Source organism: Sorangium sp. So ce590 (assembly GCF_051521365.1).
In the GTDB taxonomy this organism is placed as follows: domain Bacteria; phylum Myxococcota_A; class Polyangia; order Polyangiales; family Polyangiaceae; genus Sorangium.
The window spans coordinates 1,717,924-1,736,668 of the sequence record NZ_CP150346.1; the positions used below are offsets into that span (position 1 = coordinate 1,717,924).

13 protein-coding genes and 1 tRNA gene are annotated in these 18,745 nt (G+C 71.3%); 7 read left to right on the forward strand and 7 right to left on the reverse strand.

What is annotated here, in order from left to right; all coding sequences use genetic code 11:
* The first annotated feature begins 229 nt into the window (after positions 1 to 229).
* The 3 genes from WMF28_RS06350 (at position 230) to WMF28_RS06360 (ending at position 5,218) form a co-directional block, all read left to right on the forward strand.
* The gene (locus WMF28_RS06350) at positions 230 to 1,345 is read left to right on the forward strand and encodes a prephenate dehydrogenase/arogenate dehydrogenase family protein (RefSeq protein ID WP_437601169.1); all 1,116 of its coding nucleotides are present in this window, start codon (positions 230 to 232) and stop codon (positions 1,343 to 1,345) included.
* Positions 1,346 to 1,905: 560 nt separating this feature from the next.
* Positions 1,906 to 4,047: a response regulator gene (locus tag WMF28_RS06355; RefSeq protein WP_437601170.1), complete on the forward strand. Its 2,142-nt coding sequence runs from the start codon at positions 1,906 to 1,908 to the stop codon at positions 4,045 to 4,047.
* Positions 4,048 to 4,879: 832 nt separating this feature from the next.
* Positions 4,880 to 5,218 (forward strand): hypothetical protein, encoded by a 339-nt coding sequence (locus WMF28_RS06360; protein ID WP_437601171.1) that lies wholly within the window; start codon positions 4,880 to 4,882, stop codon positions 5,216 to 5,218.
* Between the two features lie 564 nt (positions 5,219 to 5,782).
* On the opposite strand, the gene WMF28_RS06365 is transcribed toward WMF28_RS06360, so the two are convergent.
* The gene (locus tag WMF28_RS06365; protein WP_437601172.1) at positions 5,783 to 8,248 is read right to left on the reverse strand and encodes a GAF domain-containing protein; all 2,466 of its coding nucleotides are present in this window, start codon (positions 8,246 to 8,248) and stop codon (positions 5,783 to 5,785) included.
* Positions 8,249 to 8,763: 515 nt separating this feature from the next.
* Here WMF28_RS06365 and WMF28_RS06370 point away from each other — a divergent pair.
* A complete protein-coding gene (locus WMF28_RS06370; RefSeq protein WP_437601173.1) occupies positions 8,764 to 10,230 on the forward strand; it encodes a hypothetical protein in 1,467 nt (488 codons plus the stop codon).
* A 51-nt stretch (positions 10,231 to 10,281) separates the two neighbouring features.
* Here the strand turns inward: WMF28_RS06370 and WMF28_RS06375 are convergent, their stop codons facing one another.
* Positions 10,282 to 10,767 carry a gluconokinase gene (locus WMF28_RS06375; RefSeq protein ID WP_437601174.1) on the reverse strand — a complete coding sequence of 162 codons (486 nt, stop codon included), beginning with the start codon at positions 10,765 to 10,767 and terminating at the stop codon, positions 10,282 to 10,284.
* 163 nt (positions 10,768 to 10,930) lie between these two features.
* Between WMF28_RS06375 and WMF28_RS06380 the strand changes: the two genes are divergently transcribed.
* On the forward strand, positions 10,931 to 12,226 hold the full coding sequence (locus WMF28_RS06380; RefSeq protein WP_437601175.1) for a serpin family protein: 1,296 nt from the start codon (positions 10,931 to 10,933) through the stop codon (positions 12,224 to 12,226).
* A gap of 124 nt (positions 12,227 to 12,350) precedes the next feature.
* Here the strand turns inward: WMF28_RS06380 and WMF28_RS06385 are convergent, their stop codons facing one another.
* The 4 genes from WMF28_RS06385 to WMF28_RS06400 form a co-directional block, all read right to left on the reverse strand.
* The gene (locus WMF28_RS06385) at positions 12,351 to 12,983 is read right to left on the reverse strand and encodes a methyltransferase family protein (protein WP_437601176.1); all 633 of its coding nucleotides are present in this window, start codon (positions 12,981 to 12,983) and stop codon (positions 12,351 to 12,353) included.
* Positions 12,984 to 13,188: 205 nt separating this feature from the next.
* Entirely contained in the window at positions 13,189 to 13,449 is a 261-nt protein-coding gene (locus WMF28_RS06390) for a SemiSWEET transporter (RefSeq protein WP_437601177.1), read from the reverse strand.
* Positions 13,450 to 13,668: 219 nt separating this feature from the next.
* Entirely contained in the window at positions 13,669 to 13,797 is a 129-nt protein-coding gene (locus WMF28_RS06395; protein ID WP_437601178.1) for a hypothetical protein, read from the reverse strand.
* Positions 13,798 to 13,933: 136 nt separating this feature from the next.
* A tRNA-Arg gene (locus WMF28_RS06400) sits at positions 13,934 to 14,007 on the reverse strand.
* Positions 14,008 to 14,180: 173 nt separating this feature from the next.
* On the opposite strand from WMF28_RS06400, the gene WMF28_RS06405 reads away from it, so the two are divergent.
* Positions 14,181 to 15,812, forward strand: coding sequence for a L,D-transpeptidase (locus WMF28_RS06405; protein WP_437601179.1), 1,632 nt, complete (start codon positions 14,181 to 14,183; stop codon positions 15,810 to 15,812).
* Between the two features lie 52 nt (positions 15,813 to 15,864).
* Here the strand turns inward: WMF28_RS06405 and fusA are convergent, their stop codons facing one another.
* Complete coding sequence (gene fusA, locus WMF28_RS06410) at positions 15,865 to 17,976, reverse strand: elongation factor G (protein ID WP_437601180.1); 2,112 nt, start codon at positions 17,974 to 17,976, stop codon at positions 15,865 to 15,867.
* Positions 17,977 to 18,180: 204 nt separating this feature from the next.
* On the opposite strand from fusA, the gene WMF28_RS06415 reads away from it, so the two are divergent.
* Positions 18,181 to 18,519 (forward strand): transcriptional regulator, encoded by a 339-nt coding sequence (locus tag WMF28_RS06415; RefSeq protein WP_437601181.1) that lies wholly within the window; start codon positions 18,181 to 18,183, stop codon positions 18,517 to 18,519.
* The last annotated feature ends 226 nt before the right edge of the window (positions 18,520 to 18,745 follow it).

Sequence of the window (18,745 nt, forward strand, 5' to 3'; positions counted from 1 at the left end):
CGATGGACGCACCTCAAGTAAGCCGGCGCCGATCGCGCCACGCCTCCGGCGAGGGCGCCTCCGATCCTCGCCGAGGGGGCGCAGCCGCCTCGGAGCAGGGCAGGCATGGAGAAGCCGGAAGGCCATCCCGATCGCCCACGGGCGCAGGCGTCATCACGCGCGCAGGTCCCCGCGCCGGCGTCGAGAAAACGTGACATCGGCGTAGACCGGCCGTCGTAGTATCCGCCGCATGCCGCATTCTCTCCCACATCCCAGGGGCGGTTCCGCTCCGCCCGCGCGCATAGGCAAGGTCGCATTCCTCGGGTATGGCCGCTTCGGCGCGGCGCTCGGGTCGCTGCTGGGCGACGCGGGGATCGCGGTGCGCGCGTTCGACCCTGGCGCCGAGATCCACGGCGCCGTGCGGGCCGCCTCGCTTGCGGAGCTCGTGGACGGCGCGGACCTCGTGCTCGTTGCCGTCCCGGTGCCGGCGATGCACGAGGCCCTCGTCTCGCTGAGGCCGCACCTCGCGCCGGGGCAGGCGGTGGCCGACGTGGGCAGCGTGAAGACCGTGCCGGCGCGCGCCATGGCCGAGGTGCTCGGCGCCGACCGGCCCTGGGTGGCGACGCACCCGCTCTTCGGCCCGGCGAGCCTCGCCCGCGGCGAGCGCCCGCTGCGCGCCGTCGTCTGTCCTAACCCGGTCCATCCGGACGCGGTGCGCCGCGTGGTCGCGCTGTTCGAGCGGATCGGGTGTCAGGTGCTGGAGCAGGCCCCGGACGAGCACGACCGGGTGATGGCCTTCACGCACGCGCTCGCGTTCTTCATCGCGAAGGGCATGCTGGACGCGGGCGTGCCCGCCGGCGCGCCGTACGCGCCGCCCTCGTTCCAGGGCATCGCGCACACGATCGAGACGGTGCGCGTCGACGCGGGGCACCTGTTCGCCGCGCTGCACCGCGAGAACCCCTTCGCGAGCGAGGCGCGCCGCCGCCTCATCAGCGCGCTCGTCGCCGTCGATCGCAGCCTCGATGTCCCGACCAAGGACGCGGCGCCCGAGGACCTCGCCGCGCTCTCGATCCCCGATCTCGGCTCGCTCTCCCCCGAGCTCCGCGAGACGCGGGAGCTCATCGACGAGCTGGATCTGGAGCTCGTCGACCTGCTCGCGCGCCGGTCCGAGCTCGTCCAGCGCGCCGCGCGCGCCAAGGCCACGATCGGCGCTGCGGTCCGGGATCCCGTGCGCGAGGCGCGGCTCATGGAGTCGCGCCGCCGCCGCGCCGTCGAGCTCGGCCTCGACGCCGACGGGATCGCCGAGGTCTTCGAGGTGATCCTCCGGCACTCGCGCTCCCTGCAGGAGCGGCGCTCCTCCACCTAGCGTGGCGACGGCGCGCGGAGCGCGGGAGAAACTCCACACCACGGAAACGCGACGGACACGGAGAGCGTCAACAACAACCGCGCTGCTTTACGCGCCTGTCGCGTCGGTCCTCGCGTCCGCTCTTGCATCGTTTGTTGCATCGCGTTTCGCATCGATTTCCTCCGTGGCCTCTCTCTCGATTCGCGATCTCCCTCACGGCCTCTCCAATGAGGTGGCGCTCGCTCCATGGCGCCGCGAAATCCCTTTCCACGCCGGCGCGCTTCGGTGTACGGTCGGCCTTTCGGGGATCATGGCGCCGCATCGGGAGCTCCCTTATTGGCACTGCAGGTGACCCCTGGGTCGCGGGTACGACGGCGCGTAGACTACGATACGGGCTCGTCAGTGCAGTTCAGGGAGGGCTGGAATGGATCAACCGGGCGGCCATGCCGAGGAGGCCGAGCGTTCTGGGGCCGGCGGCAGGAGCGGGGGCCGCGCGCGCTCGACCGCCGTCGGGGGCGCCTGAGGATGCTGCGAGGTGGGCCGCGGCGCTGACGCCGGGCAGGAGGGCAAGGAGACGCGGGATGAGGGCAGAAGTAGGCAGGGTCAACATCCTGATCGTTGACGACAGGCCTGAGCAGCTCCTCTCCCTGGAGGCTGTTCTCGCTCCGCTCGGCGAGAACATCGTCAAGGCGGCGTCCGGCAGGGAGGCGCTCCGCAGCCTTCTGCAGGAGGAGTTCGCGGTCATCCTCCTCGACATCAACATGCCGGAGATAGATGGGTTCGAGACGGCGACGCTCATCCGCAAGCGGAGGAGCACGCTGCACACGCCGATCATCTTCCTGACGGCGCACAACGATCGCGCGTATGTCGAGCGCAGCTATTCGCTCGGGGCGGTCGACTACATCATGACCCCGTTCGCCCCCGAGGTCCTCCGCACCAAGGTGTCTGTCTTCGTCGACCTCTCCAAGAAGACACAGAAGATCAGGCTCCAGGCGGAGTCGCTGCGCGCGCACGCGGAGCAGCTCCAGCGGCTCAACCGCGCCGCGCTCACGATCAACTCGGCCATGTCGCTCGACGCCATGGTCGCGGCGATCACGGAGGCGGCGCGCGACGTCGGCTGCGCCCATCATGCCATGACGCTCGTGAAGCTGGAGAAGCCCGGAGAGCGGGCGCGGACCGCGGTGTCGCTCTCGGAGCGGTACGCCACGTTCCAGCAGGAGGCGCCGCCCCCCATCGCCGGCGGGCTGTGCGCGCACGTGTGCGGCAGGAACAGGCCCCTCCGGATGACGCAGCGCGAGCTCTCGCAGCACCCGGAGTGGCTGGACGACGCCGGGCAGAGGCCGCCGCCGCGGGGGTACCTCGCCGTGCCGCTCACCGCGGCCGACGGCCAGAACATCGGGACCATCCAGCTCTCGGACCGGCACGACGGCGAGTTCTCGGATGACGACGAGACGGTCCTCGTGCAGCTCGCGCAGCTCGCTTCCATCGCCATCCAGAACTGCGTGCACGCCGAGGCGCGCGAGGCGAACCGCCTGAAGGACGAGTTCCTCGCCACGCTCTCCCACGAGCTGCGCAGCCCGCTCAACGCGATCCTCGGCTGGACGCACCTCCTGCGCGGCGAGCCGTTCGACGAGCAGCGGGTGTCGCATGGCCTCGAGGTGATCGAGCGCAACGTGGCCGCGCAGACGAAGCTCATCGAGGATCTCCTCGACGTCTCCCGGGTCGCGACGGGCAAGCTGCGCATCAGCGCGGCGCCGATGGCGCTCGCGCCCGTCGTGGAGATCGCCATCGACGCGATCCGTCCAGCCGCCGAGGCGAAGGGGCTCACGATCGACGTCTCGCTCGACCCCGTGATCGAGGTGAACGGCGACGTGAATCGGCTCCAGCAGGTCGTCTCGAACCTCACGTTCAACGCGCTCAAGTTCACGCGTCCCGGGGACCACATCCTCGTCTCGCTCCGGCGGACCGGCGCCTACGCGGAGCTCACGGTGCGCGACTCGGGCGAAGGGATCGCGCCGGATTTCCTGCCCTTCGTCTTCGAGCGCTTCCGCCAGGCCGACAGCACGAGCCGCAGGACGCACGCGGGGCTCGGCATCGGGCTGTCGCTCGTGCGTCACATCGTCGAGGCCCACAGCGGCTCGGTCGTGGCCGAGAGCCCAGGGCTGCAGAGGGGGTCGACGTTCGTGGTCCGGCTCCCGCTCTGCGGGGTCGAGCGCAGCTCGCTGGCGGCGTCGATGAAGGAGGCGCGCTCGCGCTCGCTCGCGTCGTCGGATGCCGCGTTCGATCTCGGCGGGCTCCACGTCCTGCTCGTCGAGGACGACGCGGACGCCCGGGAGCTCCTCCAGGAGGTGCTCTCGCAGCACCACGCCGAGGTGACGGCCGTGGCCTCGGCCAGCGAGGCGCTCGCCGCGTTCTGCGCGGCCCGCCCGCACGTGCTCGTGAGCGACATCGCCATGCCGGGCGAGGACGGCTACGAGCTCATCCGCATCATCCGGCAGCGCCCGCCGCACGCCGGCGGCGATCTGCCTGCGCTGGCGCTGACGGCCTATGCGCGCAAGGAGGATCAGAAGCGCGCGCTCGACGCCGGCTTCCACATGCACGCAACGAAGCCGATCGAGCCCGCCGCCCTTGTGGCCGCCGTGGCGAGCCTCGCGGCCAGAGCCCGCGCCGGCGAGCTCACCTGCGCCCGGGAGCGAGGCCCCGGCGACGAGATCAACCCGTGAGGGTCGAGGGAGCGGAGGGCGCTCTCCCCCTGTCGACCGGTGAGCGAGCGACGGGGGTCCGGTGAGCGAGCGCCGGTTGCCCGGGCGCCCCCTCTCGCTCGCGCATCCCATCTGATCTCGAACGCTGCGCCCGAGCGAGCCCGAGCGGGATATCGCGTCTTGTCCCCTGCCGGGTCGGGCGCCTGATCTCGTGGGCGTCCGCGGGCTCATCCGTAGGACAGCGACCCTGGTGCGGGGCGCCCGGGGCGCGACGGGCGGTAGGCCTGGGACTTGCACTGCATTCCGCGCAACATGTCCTCATGGGCCAGACGGGAGGCCAACCCCGCACGGGGGAGCCGGACGAAGCGCGCCCGCACCGCGGCCGGGCCGTGGATGCGTGCTGCGCGGCCCCGGCGCTGCTCCTCGACGTCGATCACGCGAGCACGCTTTGGCTCAAGGGGCTTCACCTCTGGAGGTTTGTCCGTTATAGCGGACGCCGCGTCAAGCAACGTCGCTTTCATGCCTCACGTGCGCCTGGGCGCACGTCGGCGAATGTGCTTGACCGGCAGGTGCTCGCGGTGGGCCACCCACATGCAACGATGATGCAGTGAGACAAAAAGCTTGCGTAATCCAGTATGGTGGCCTATCATCCACGATAACGGAATCACCAACGAACCGACATCGAACCATCACATGGTGTGAGCGCTCGTGTAGCTCGCGAGCGCACAATTTGCGCGATTTTGGCGTGGATTGAGTCGCCGTGGCGGTGTGGAGCGGTAAACGGTTCGGGTCTGTACCGGCAATTCTTTGGGGGGGAACAACCCAACGGAGAGAACGATACATGAAAGCTTCGATGAGCATCTTTGCAAGCGCGCTGCTGCTTGGCGCAACCATGATGATTGGCGCCGGATGCGGCGATGATGAGGGTGACACCAACTCCGCTGGGACGACGACCAGCTCGTCGGCGAGCGGCACGGGCGGCGCCGGCGGTACGGGCGGCGCCGGCGGCGCTGGCGGCGCTGGTGAGGGCGGCGCCGGTGGCGCTGGCGAGGGCGGCGCCGGTGGCGCTGGTGAGGGCGGCGCCGGCGGCGCTGGCGAGGGCGGCGCCGGCGGCGCTGGCGAGGGCGGCGCCGGCGGCGCTGGTGAGGGCGGCGCCGGCGGCGCCGGCGGCGCTGGTGAGGGCGGCGCCTGAGGCGAACGCCTCGTTGATGCGCTTCCCTCGCCCGATCCGCAATGCGGGGGGCGGGGGAGCGGCCCCGCTTTAGCTCGAAGGGGATCACGGAAAGGTTGGGAGACGGAAGATGCTTTGCGTCTTCCCTCCTTTTCGTGAGATCCGGAGCACTTTCATCCCAGATCATGTACCTTCCGGCACCGGCTTATCCGGTCTGGGGGGCGCTGCGCCAGGCGCCATCTGCGCTGCTGCCGCGCTGCCACGCGCTTTTCGCGCAGCAACACGCCTCTTTCGCGCTGCTGCGCGTCTCTTTTGCTTTGCGGCGCCGTCTTCACGCTTCGACGCGTCTCGGACGGAGCTCCGGCGCGCAGCTCCCGGACTACGCATCATTTGCGGCCGCCCTGATTCCCGCGTCATGGCTCCGTGATGAGATCTCCGCCGCGGGGAACCGGCGCTGCGTTGTCCAGCGCGTCCCAGGATCCATGGAGATCCTAGGCCGGAGCAATCCAGTTCACCGCGCGACGAGCAGCGTCTCCTCGGGTCGGGCAGCTCGGCACGACAAAGGGCTGACCGTGCACCGCGGATCTACCGTGCGTCGCTGCAGCGCCTCAGCTCGCTCCAGGGGCTCTCCGCCTCGCGGTTGCTGGCGCGGAGCTCCTCGGTGAGGCGAGCGACCTCTGACGTGAGCGCCTCGTTGCAGCGCCGGAGATCGCTCACGGCGCGCTGCGCCTCGCCGTGGCGCAGCGCGTTGTTCACGGCGACCGCCGCCTGCGACGCGAGCAGACCGCAGAGCTCGAGCTGCGCCGCGCGGAACGCCCCGGTGCCCGCGTCGTTCTCCGCGTAGAGCACGCCCGTGAGGCGCCCCTGGTGCGTCATGGCGAGGCACAGGATCGAGCGCGGACCGGCCTCGATCAGGTAGGGGTCCTGCGCGAACCGCTCGTCCGCCGTTGCGCTCGCGAGCACGACCGGCTGCTGCGTCTGCGCGACGTGCTGAACGACGCTCGCGGCGAGATCGGCGATGCGCTCGAGCGGCGTCCCCGCTCCGAAGCGGACCCCCTCGGCCTCGCCGGCGAGCTCGGCCTCGGCGGTCAGCGCGCCGTCGCGGGCGAGGAGCAGCACGGCGCGCCGCGACCCGGTGCTCTCGCGCAGCAGCCGGAGGAGCCGCTCGAAGAGCCGCTCGAGGGCGAGCTCCCCGTGGAGAGCGCGCGAGGCGCGGAGGACGGCGAACGCATCGATCGAGCCAGGGCGCTGCGTGCTCGCCGGGGGCGCGGCCTCCGGCGGCCGGCTCGCCTGCCCGAAGAGCGTGGTGCGCGCCACGAGGTGTGGGTACTTCCGAGACAGCTGTCGCACCTTGGCCGTCGCGCCCCACCGCAGATAACCCTCGTGGGCGTCGGTCATGTAGACGTGAGCGATCCGCTCCCTCCCGCTCGCCAGGTGGAACTTCGCGCAGAGCTCGCTGGCGAGCGCCTCGTCGCGCACGAACCCGTTCACCTTCGCCGCCTCGATCGCCTGATCGTAGAGCTTCATCGCCGCGAGCTCCTCGCCGGCGGCGCGCGCGGACTCCGCGCGGACGAGGAGGTGCTTGTGACGGTAGTTGTCCGGGCACCGCTCCGCCCACGCCGCGAGCCGGTCCTTGTAGCTCGGCACGGAGATGGGGGTCAGCTGCCGGCCGCGCGACAGCGCGGGCGAGAGCAGCGTGAGGCATGTGTAGAAGACGACCTCGGTCGCGAGGTGATCGTCGACGCCGCCCGGCATCTTCGCCTCGGCGAGCGACCCCATTCGCAATGCTCCCTCGTGGTCCTCGAGCAGGAAGCAGACCTGCTGCCGCAGCGCGCAGTGGATGAACGCGACGGCGCCATAGGCCGGCGCCGAGAGCTTCTCCTCGTACGCCGCGGCCGCCTCGTCGACCACGGGCTCCGGCGCGCGCGACGCGCCGACAGGCGCCGCGCTCATCAGGTCGTCGAGCGCGCGGCGCACCCCGGTCAGCGCCGCGAGGGCGTGCTCCTCCCGGCCGCGCTGCACCAGCGCGAGGAACCCGTCGACCTCGGCCCGCACCGCCTCGCACTCGTCGCCGAGCGCGAAGCGAACGAGGGCGGTGTGGACGCACGTCTGCGCCACGTACGTGAGATCGCCGGCCGTGAGCCCCGCCTCGTGGGCTTCCTTGAAGAGGTCGAGGCTCGAGAGCAGGTGCTTGGTGAAGACGCTGATGTGCGCCCCGAGCACGAGGCGCAGCCGGCACGAGAGCTCGTCCTGTCCGGCCCTCTCGTTCAGCTCGAGCGCGAGCTCGCCGAGCTCGTAGGCCTCGTCGTAGCGGCGGAGCACCCGCGCGGTCATCCACGCGTGGGCCATGTAGCCGTACGGAGAAGCGCCGCTGTGCCCGCGCTCCAGCGACAGGTTGACCTGCCTGGCCGCGATGAAGGTGCAGAGCGGCGGGCAGATCAGCGCGGCGGGCATCGTCAGCGTCATGAGGAGCCGGAGCGCCGCGCGGGTCCTCGGGTCCGACGTCTCGGGTTCGTCGAGCAGGTCCCTGAGCCGGCGCGTGCCGAGCGCGGCGCGCGCCGCCGCGAGCTCGGCTTCCGCTGCCGCCTTCCGCGTCGGCCCCTCTTCGGGGAGGGGGACGCCGAGCATCGCGAGCGCCGTCTTCCCGAGCGCCAGCGCCTCGTCGAGCCGGCCCTGCGTGGTGTACAGCGCGATGCGCAGCTCGTACGCCCGGGCGCGCTCGAGATCCGAGCGCGCCTCCGCGGCGAGCACGTCGAGCAGCGACTCCGCGCGCTCGATCTGGCCGCCGAGGTACGCGCACTCGGCCGCCTCCGCGTGCAGCGAGAACGCGAGCTCGTGGTCCTGCTTGAAGCTCCCGTCCGGCAGCGCCGAGATCCCAGCCTCGAAGAAGTCGGCCGCCGCGGGGGGCGCGCCCCGCTCCTTCGCTCTGCGGCCCGCCGTGAGGTTCATCGCGGCGAGCTCCGCGCGCGCGCGCGGCTCGACGGTCAGGGGCGCGCCGAGGTTCAGGTGCTGCGCGGAGCGCGCGTCAGCCGATGTGTAGAGGAGCTTCATCGCCATCTCCGAGGCGATCGCGGGGGGGCGCTCGCAGCGAGGTCGGCGCCGGCGCGGGTGTCCGCGCGGTGGCCCCTTCGTTCGCTGGGAGCTCCGTCGTGATCGTAGATGGATAGGGGATCATGGAGGGGCCGTCGCCCGCATCAACGGGCTCCTCCAGCGGCGCGACGTCCACCGGAGCCGTGCATAGCATTCTACCCCAAGTGGGCAGGGGTGCGCTACTGTGGCAGTCTGCCGGCCTTCCTGGGCTGCGCGCGCCACGCCCGGAGGAGCTCGGCCTCGCGGTCCGGCGAGAGCCCCGCTCGCGGCCTTGGCTAGCCGCTCCGGCGGAAGCGTCTCCGCCACGGCAAGAAGCGGCTCTGGCCGATCGCGCGTCGCCGTCCCGGATGAGCACGCACGCAACGAGAAAGACTGAGGTTTTTGTAATTCCAAGAAGTCTGAAATGGAAGGGTCATGGTCCACAACCTGCAGTGTTTCCAGTCTGCCCGCGTCGAGGCGGGAGAGGAGAATGCGGTATGCGGTCTGTCTTGGGGGCGCTGGGCGCGCTCTGTGGCGTCATCTGCTGCGGAGCTGGTTGTGTCTCGGGGGCTGCGGGCGGCGTGGCGGAGGGCGAGCCGGGGCGCGACGGCGTCGCGCCGGTGGGGGCGAACGCGGAGCACAGATCGCCCTCCGGAATGTGCGGGACGGGGACAGCTGACCCCGACGGCGTGTGTCAGGACGCCGCGGTCGAGCGCGGCCGCAGCGTGTCCGGCGCGGGCGCGCGGGCCGAGCCGGGTTGCCGGCGGCGCCCGTTCAGCCGGCAGTTTCCTGTCACGAGCGCGACCTTGCGCGGCTTCGCCATCGACCCGACGGGCGGTGTGTTGCTGGCCGGCTCCTTCGAGGGCGAGCTCCGCTTCGGCGACACCCGGCTGGAGAGCGCGGGCGCGGCGGACGCCTTCGTGGCGAAGCTCGATGCGTGCGGCGATCCGCTCTGGGGCAAGCGGTTCGGCGACGCCGTGGCGCAGGGGGCCATCGACGTCGCCGCGGGCAAGGGGGGCCACGCGCTCGTGCTCGGCGAGTTCTCCGGCACCGTCGATCTCGGGACGCGCCGGCTCACGGCGGCGTCGCCCTCGGGCGCCGATCTGTTCGTCGCGAAGCTCGGCCCGAACGGCGCGACCCGCTGGGCGGCGCAGATCACCGCGGAGGAGGGCGCCATCCTGAGCGGCACGGCGCTCGCGGCCGACGGCGACGGCGGCGCGCTCGTGCTCGGCAGGCTCGAGGGGGCGGCGAAGGTCGCCGGCGTGCGGATCGAGCGGCGAGCGATTGGCGCCTTCGTCGTCCGGCTCGACGCCTCCGGCAGCGTCGCGTGGGTCAGCTTCCCGCCGAGCGGATCGGACAGCGAGGAGATCGGCATCGAGGTCGATGAGAACGGCAACGTGTACCTCGCGAGCCAGGACGGGCGCGGCTCGGCGACGTTCGTGACGAAGCTCGACGACGGCGGGGATCTCGAGTGGCACCAGCGGTTCCGCGGCTCGTCGGATCAGCTCGAGATGGCGTTCGACCTCGCGGTGGCTCCGGGCGGCGCCGCGTTGCTCTCCGGCAGCGGCGTCTTCGGCGATCCCGATCTGCCGGGCGGTCCGCGGCCGTTCGTGGCCAAGCTCGACGACAACGGCGACGTGCTCTGGGTGAAGCGCTTCGACGCGCAGAGCCCCCGCCAGGTCACGGCGAGCGAGGAGGGCGTGGTGCTGGCCGGCGATGCGCTGTGCGAGGCGGCGGAGGATCCGGCGTCGTGCAGCGCGTGGGCGGCCGGGCTCAGCCCGAGCGGGGAGGAGGAGTGGACCCAGCGTCTCGGCGCGGACGTCCGTGTCTCCGGGCTGGAGATGGACCCGTGGGAGCGGCCGGTGCTGGCCGGGTGGTTCCGGGGCACGATCGCGCTGGGGGGCGACGAGCTCTCCAGCGAGCAGGGCGCGCTCTTCCTGTCCCGCCTGTCCGAATCGCGCTGACCCGCGCGCAGGCGCTGCGGTCCCGCGCGGGCGCTGCGCGGCGGACAAGGCTCACAGGCCGAGCGCGCGGCGGACGTCGGCGGCGATCTCCTCGGGAGCGCCGCCGATGTCGACGCGGATCGCGTCCTCCGGCGGCTCCAGCGCGGCGAGCTGCGTCGTCAGGAGGCCGGGCGGCATGAAGTGCTCCGTCCGCGCCGCGAGGCGCGCGGCGATCAGCGCGGGATCGCCGGTCAGGTGCACGAGGCGAATCCGCGCGGGGTCGACGAGCAGCTGCGCGCGGTAGGCCGCCTTGAGCGCCGAGCAGGCGAGCACGGCGTCGCGCTCCTCGTCGAGGAGCCGGCGGATGCACGCCGAGAGCGCGGCGAGCCACGGCGCGCGATCGCGGTCGTCGAGCGGCTTGCCGGAGCGCATCTTCTCGACGTTGGCGGCGGGGTGGAGGTCGTCGGCGTCGATGAACTCCCATCCGAGCTCGCGCGCGAGGCGCACCCCGACCGTCGTCTTTCCGACGCCGCTCACGCCCATCACGATCGCGATCACAGGCGCCGCGCCCCTCCGAAGGCTGTCTCTGGGGCTCTCCGCATGGCGGGGTCGCATCCTATCACGCGCGGCTCCGTCCCATGCACCGCCTGCCGGCGCTCGCGCCACGGTGGGCCGGCACGCCCCCTGCTGAGCCGGGCGCATGCGTAGGCCTCCGATCTCTGTGGTCCTGTTGCCCTTCTCCCTGATCTTCGCCGGTTGCGTCTCTGACGGCACCGGGCCGGCGCCGCAGCCCTCGCCGTCCGGTTGCAGCGATCCGGACATCGCGGGCTGCGTCGTCGCCTCGGACAAGCAGCGGATCCGCGAGCCCGACGTGCCGGAGGCCGATGCCAAGGCGCTCGCCTCCGGCAACACGGACTTTGCGCTCGAGCTCTATCGTCAGGTCGGCGCCGGGCCGGGCAACCTCTTCTATTCGCCGTACAGCGTGTCGAGCGCGCTGGCGATGACGTACGCCGGCGCGCGCGGAGAGACCGCGGAGCAGATGGCGCGCGCGCTGCGCTTCTCCCTGCCGCAGGAGCGGCTTCATCCGGCGTTCAACGCGCTGGATCTGGCGCTCGCGAGCCGCGGCGAGGGCGCCGAGGGGCAGGACGGCGAGGGGTTCCGGCTCAACGTGGCCAATGCGATCTGGGGGCAGGTCGGCTCCTCGTTCGCGCCGCAGTTCCTCGACGTGCTCGCGGAGAGCTACGGGGCCGGGCTGCACGTCGTCGACTTCGTCCAGGCGCCCGGGGAGGCGCGGAGGATCATCAACGGCTGGGTGGCCGAGCGCACCGAGGACCGCATCAAGGATATCCTGCCCGAAGGCGCCATCCAGCCCGGGACCCGGCTCGTGCTGACGAACGCCATCTATTTCAACGCAGCATGGCAGTTTCCGTTCGAGGAGGAGGAGACGGCCCCCGGCGATTTCACGCTGGCGGACGGCTCCACCGTCTCCGTGCCGATGATGACGGGCAACGCGCATGTCCGTTATGGCGAGGGCGACGGCTACGAGGCGCTGGAGATGCCCTATGACGGCGGCGAGCTGTCGATGGTGCTCGTGCTCCCGTCGGAGCTCGGGGGCTTCGAGGCGGGGCTCGACCGGGAGCGGCTCGATGGCGTCCTTGCCTCGCTCGGGTCGCGGAGCGTCGCGATGACGCTGCCGAGGTTCGAGATCGAGTCGAGCCTCGATCTCGTCCCGCCGCTCACCGAGCTGGGGATGCCCATCGCCTTCTCCGGCCACGCGGATTTCTCGGGGATCAACGGGCAAGGCGGGCTCACCATCAGCGACGTGCTCCACAAGGCGTTCGTCACCGTGAACGAGGCGGGCACCGAGGCGGCGGCGGCGACGGCGGTGGTCATCGGCGAGACGTCGGCGCCCGAGCCCGCCACCATCCATTTCGACCGTCCGTTCCTCTTCCTCATCCGGGACCACGCGACCGGCGCGATCCTGTTCGTCGGCCGCGTGGTCAACCCGTCCGGTTGAACCGCCGAGCCCGCCGGGGCGGGGCGCCGCCGCTCCTCCGATCCCGGCGGCGCCAGAGGGGCGGGCTCCATGCGGATTTTGTCGCGCGGCGCCGCCGGGGGTGAGGGGCCGCGCGAGCGCCTCGTCAATACACGCGGGGGATGAGCCGCGCAGAGGTACGGCGCGCGTAGTCGTCGTATTCGGGGAAGGTGTCGCGCAGCACGCGCTCCTCGTACCCCATGCGGATGATCTGCAAGACCACCTCGACCGTGTAGATCAGGAGCGCGGCGATGGACGGATAGAGCAAGATCAGCCCGGCGCCCTGGATCACCGTCGCGAGGTAGACCGGATGGCGCACCAGCCGGTACGGGCCGCCCGTGACGAGGCGGCGCGCCTCGGGCATGAGGCTGAACGACTTGCCCAGCCATCCGATGCTGGTCACGGCGAGCGCCAGACCCGCGACCATGAGTAGCGTACCCACGACCTGACGGCCGGGCGTCGGCGGGACCCTGGGCAGCCACGCCAGGCTCGCCGGCAGCAGGCCGGCGGCGAGCGCCGTGATGCGAGGCACGATGCCGCTCAGCTTGCGTACCGGGCGGAGGCGAACCAGCGTGAGCGTCGCGATGAGCAGCAGGTACGCTTCCGTGACGAGGAGCGCGGCCAGCGTCGTCCCGTACGTGAGCCCCGCAGGCTCGCGCCAGACAAACAGGTGAACGTAGATATCCCGCCCGACGAACAGGGCATTATAGAGCATCAGGAAGGTGAGCGGCAGCCGCATCGCGAGGTCGTAAAGCACCACACCATTCATTGTGTTCCCCCTTACGTTGGATGGTGAGAGGGGGTGAGGGTGCGGTCAAGCCAGCAGGGCCTGGTGCCGTGTCGGATCCATCATCCATCCACCGCGGGCGCAGCGCGCCTCGTGGCGGGGAGCCGGGGACATACGGGTTCTTGCGCGGTCGCCGGGCTGGCGGGAAAAGGGCGGTTCAGCCGTATCGGAGCTTGAGGACGAACACGGTGCCCGAGAGGACGAACGTGATCGCGTTCGCGACGATGATCGGCATGTCCCTGGTGAGCAGGCCGTAAACGAGCCACAGGCCGACGCCGGTGACGAAGGCCGCGTACATGCCGACCGAGATCGAGCTCGTGTCGCGCGTGCGCAGCGTGCGCAGCACCTGCGGAAGAAAGGAGATCGTGGTGAGGGTCGCCGCGACGAGCCCGAGCGCGGTCACTACGTCTGGATTCATCTGGTGGTGCGTGTCCCTTCGGTTCGCCCCCGCTGTACAGCGGTAAGCTCGCCAGAAGGTAGAGACAGCGGTTTTGTCGGCGTGCCGCCATCGCCCGAGGGGTGGGAGCTGCCCTCCCGACCGCGGACAGACAGGCGGAATCTCCTGTCACTCTGCCGGGTTCGCTGCTTCCACGCGCGGGGCCGTGGCGGCGCTCTGTCGCGCCGCCCGCCTGGCCGCTCACTGCGCCTCGACCCTTCTCTCCACCGCCTCGCGGATCTCTCGCTCGTCCAGCGCTGCGAACCCGAGCCGCAGGAAGGGGCGCTCCTTGCCGTCGAACGCGAACCGCCGCCCCGCCGAGGACGCCACCGCCCGGGGGCGAGGATCTTCGACAGGGGGCCGGCGTAGACGACGCTGCAGAAGCCCAGCCCCCCTCATCGGCTCCGCTCTCCGGGAAGCGGTGGCCCAGACGACCCCCGAGGTTACGGGATCGTCGAACACCCAGCGCGCCACGCAGGATTCGAACCTGCGGCCTTCGGCTCCGGAGGCCGACGCTCTATCCAGCTGAGCTAGTGGCGCACTCTCGCGGGATTCGCGAGGGCCCCGAACCTACCCGGGGCCGGGCTTCCGCGCAACCACTTCCAGCAATGTCGTGCACCGTCGCTGCGCGACGGCGCTCCCGGCCGCTGCGCGGCGGCGTCGGCGTCGGCCAAAATTTGGCCACCGGGCCGTCTGTCCGGCATTCCCGGGGCATGGACGCCCGACAGCGAAGCTCCGCGATCCCGGCCCCCGCGCGCGGTTTCTTCTCGCCCGCCCTGGCAGTCGCCGCCCTCGCCTTGCCGGTCCTGCCGGCCTGCAGCAGCGGGGAGAACGTCACGCCCGAGGGCATCATCAGCCTCTCCGCGGGCGCCGCCCAGACGTCCGCCGAGAACGACCCCGCCACCCTCCCGCGCGCCGATGGGCCCCGCATCGGGGCCGTGCAGATGGTCGCGCCCATCTACGAGAAGGCGGACCGCCGCTCCGCCAAGCTCGGCTACGTCCGCGCGGGCGGGACGGCGCCCCGCGGGGAAAAGCCCGCCTCGTTCGACGACTGCCAGGGCGGCTACTACCGCGTGCTGCCCGCCGGGTACATGTGCGCCGACAGCGACGCCACGATCGACATGCAGCACCCGATCCTCCGGGCGCTCACGCGGCGGCCCGACCTGTCCAAGCCGATGCCGTACCCGTACGCCTTCGTCAGGGCCATCGCGCCGAACTACTACCGGATGCCGGCGATGAAGGAGCAGCTCCGGTACGAGATGAGCCTCGAGCGCCACCTCCGCAGCTACAAGAAGCTCAAGAAGAAGTGGGACGAGGTCAAGATCGGCGCCAACGACGTGCCGCTCGACGCGCTGGGCAACGCGACCGGCGACCCGCCCACCGAGCCGCCCGAGCTCGGCGACAGCGAGCTCTTCGGCGGCAACGGCAGCGACGAGATCCCCTGGTTCTTCAAGGGCGGGCGGCAGATCCCGAACATCTCGTCGTTCAAGGTCCCGGGCTACGCGATCATCACCAACCGGATCGCGCGCAAGGCGGGGCTCGCCCTCATCGACACCTTCATGGGCGACGGCGGGCGGCGCTTCGCGATGACCACCGACGCGCGGCTCGTGCCCACGTCGAAGCTCAAGCCCGCCCGCGGCTCCACGTTCCACGGCGTGGACATGACCAAGGGATGGGAGCTGCCCCTCGCGTTCGTGACCCGGCAGAAGGCGAAGCGCTACGACATCTCGGGCGGCCAGATGGAAAAGGCGGGCGAGCTTCCCTGGCACACCGCCGTGCAGCTCACGGGGCGCTCGAAGAAGGTCGGCGGCGCGCGCCTCGTCGAGGCGAAGGACGGGACGTGGGTGCGCGACTCCGACGTCGCCATCGCGGTGAAGCCCTCGGAGCTGCCGTCGTTCGCGCAGGGGGACGTGAAGTGGATCGACATCTCGATCCTCAGCCAGACGCTCATCCTTTACGAGGGCAAGAGGCCCGTCTATGCGACCGCGGCGGCGACGGGCCGCGACGGGCTCGGCGACCCCAGGAAGACCTTCTCGACCGTGCGCGGGACGTTCCGGATCCGCGACAAGCACGTCACGACGACGATGGACGCGCACGAGGTCGACAACAAGTTCGAGCTCCGCGACGTGCCGTGGGTGCAGTACTTCGAGGCCGGCTACGCGATCCACGCGGCGCCGTGGCACGACGACTACGGCAAGCCGCGCAGCCACGGGTGCATCAACCTGTCGCCGGTCGACGCGCGCCGGGTGTTCCTCTGGACCGATCCGCCGGTGCCCGACGGGTGGCACGGGGTCAGCGCGGGGCGGGCCACGGGGGAGGGGACCATCGTTCATATCCATCCGTAGGGCCCGAGGGCCTGCGGTTGAACGACCGGGTGAGGGCGCGCGAGGTGCGCGGTCAGTCCTCGTCGGCCTCGACCTTGAAGCCGCTCTCCTTGATCACCTTCTCTTGCACCGCGGGCGGGCAGACCTCCAGGTGCTCGACGCTCATCGTGAAGGTGCCCTTGCCCTGGGTCATGCTCTTCAGCTTCGACTCGTACTCGAGCACCTCGGCGAGCGGGACGAACGCGTTCACGATCGTCTGATCCTCGATCGCGTCGGTGCCGATGATCCTCCCGCGGCGGCTGTTGATGTCGCCGATGATGTCGCCCATCGCCGCGCTCGGCACCGTCACCGAGAGCCGCACGATGGGCTCGAGCAGCACCGGCGCGCACTGCGCGGCGGCGGCCTTGTACGCCTTGCTGCCCGCCATCTGGAAGGCCGCGTCCGAGGAGTCGACGTCGTGGTACTTGCCGTCGAAGAGCCGCACCTTGACGTCGACCATCGGGTAGCCGGCCAGGACGCCCTTCGACATCGACTTGACGATGCCCTTCTCGACCGAGGGGATGAACTGCCGCGGCACAGCGCCTCCCACGACCGCGTCCTCGAAGACGAAGCCGCCGCCGCGAGGCAGAGGCTCCATGTCGATGTAACAGACGCCGAACTGGCCATGCCCGCCGGTCTGCTTCTTGTGTTTGCCCTCGACGTTCGTGACCTTCCTCGAGATCGTCTCCTTGTAGGCGATGTGCGGCGGGCCGAGCCGGCAGTCGATCCCGACGCGCCGCCGGATGCGCTCCACCGTGATCTCCAGGTGCAGGGCGCCCAGGCCCGAGACGACGAGCTCGCGGGTCGACGCGTCCTGGTGCACGCTGAGCCCCGGGTCCTCCTCGGTCAGCCGGTGGAGCGCGTTGCCGACCTTGTCCTCGCCGCCCTTCGCGTCGAACCTCACGCCGCGCGAGAAGAGGGCCGGCGGCAGCTCCGGCGCGCTGAACAGGAACGCGTGCCTCTCGTCGCAGAGCGTGTGCCCGCTCAGCGTGGTCTTCAGCTTGTGCAGCGCGACGATGTCGCCGGCGCGCGCCTCCTCCATCTGCTTGTGGTCCTTGCCGACGACGCTGTGGATCTTGCCGAGGCGCTCCGCGCCGCCCGTGTTCGCGTTGAGCAGCGTGGCGTCGGGCCGGAGCACGCCGGAGAGCACGCGCGCGAACGAGGTGCGGCCGGCGTGCGGATCGATCGACGTCTTGAAGACGAACGCCGCCGCCGGCGCGTCCGCCGACGACGGCCGCTCGGCGGCCTGCGGCGCGGCGCCGGGCTTGCCGCTCGGGACGACGCCGGTCCACGCCGGGTGCTCGGTCGGCGGTGGCACGAGCTCGACGATGCCGTCGAGCAGCGCGGCGGCGCCGCTCGGGCGGACCCCGGAGGCGAAGTAGACAGGGACCAGCGCCCCCCGGCGAACCGCGGCGCGGAGCCCCTGATCGAGCTCCTGCTGCGTGAGGTCGCCCTCGGTCAGGTACCGCTCGGTGAGCTCGTCGTCGCTGCCGGCGACGTCGTCGACGAGCTTGGCCCGGGCCTTCTCGGCGGCCCCGGCGACGTCGGCCGGCGCGGGAGAGCCCGCGGCAGCGGCGGGCGCCTCGGGCTTGTCGAGCCAGGCCTTCTTCGTCCGGGTCGCGACGACCCCCCGGTACTGGAGCCCTTCGCCGATGCGCTCCTCCATCACCGCGAGCGGCGCCTTGAGGCGCGCGCGGACCTCGGCGAGCACCTCGTCAGGCCGCGCGTTCTCGGCGTCGACCTTCGTGACGACGATCATGCACGGCAGCTTCGCCTCCTTCACCCAGCCGAAGACGCGCTCGGTGATCGGCTGCACGCCGTCCTTGCCGCTCACGACCACGATGGCCGCGTCGACCGCCGCGAGGGCGAGCCGCGTCTCGGCGAGGAAGCTCCCCTCTCCCGGCGTGTCGACGAGGTTGATCTTCTTCCCGCCCCAGGAGAGGTGCGCGACGCTCGCCTCGAACGAGCAAACGTGCTCCTTTTCCTCGGCGGTGTCGTCGAGGACACTCGACTTGTCGTCCACCTTGCCGAGCTTGGCCGTCGCCTTGGCGACGTACAGCATGGCCTCGGCGAGCGATGTCTTCCCAGCCCCCTTGTGTCCGATGATTGCAACGTTCCTGATGTCCCCTGCCTCAGTCGTTGTCATTCCTCGTTCGTATCAATCCCCATCGGGATCGAGAAGGCCGGCACGCGATTTTTGCGGTGCTTTCCTCGACGCAGGAAGACAGCGAAGACGGGCACGGAGTCGCTCACCCGAGCTCTGCCGCGACGCGCCGCGGCGTGCTCGATCGAACAGCGCTTGTCCGGCGCTGCCTGAGCGGATGGCGCGCCCGGGCTCCCGGAGCGCGACATGAGCACTCTCCGCCTCGCAATCCAGATGGTGCTCGGCATCGCGCTGCCGCTCGCGCTGCAGCGGTGGGATCGACGGCGGCTCACGCCCGAGCAGCGCGCTGCTTGCTGGAACGGAGCGACCTGGGGCGCGGCGCTCTACGCGTTCGGCCCGCTGTCCATGCTCGGGTGGTGCTGGGTCACGCGCGGCGTCCAGCACGGGCGGCCGGACGCCCGCGGGCCGCGGCGCTGGCGCGGGCTGAAGGCGCTCGGGCTCGGCGCGGCGTCCGCCGCGGCGCTCGTCCTGGTCCTGAGCGGCGTCGACACCCTGGCTGCGCTCGCGCTGGGGCTCCCGCCGTGAGCCGCGTGGACGGCTGAGAGGCGGGGCGGCGGGCAGGGCTCGCGTGGCATGGACGGCGCATCGCTGGGCTCCATGGCTGGGAATGTCTGGATGGCGAAGCAGGGTGGAGCGGCTGCATCGGCTGCAACGATCGATGGATGCGGGCCGGCCGGCCGGCCAGCTGGCCGGCCAGCCGACGGCGCACAGAGCGGACATCCCCCTGTCGTCGTGGTCGGTAGACGACACG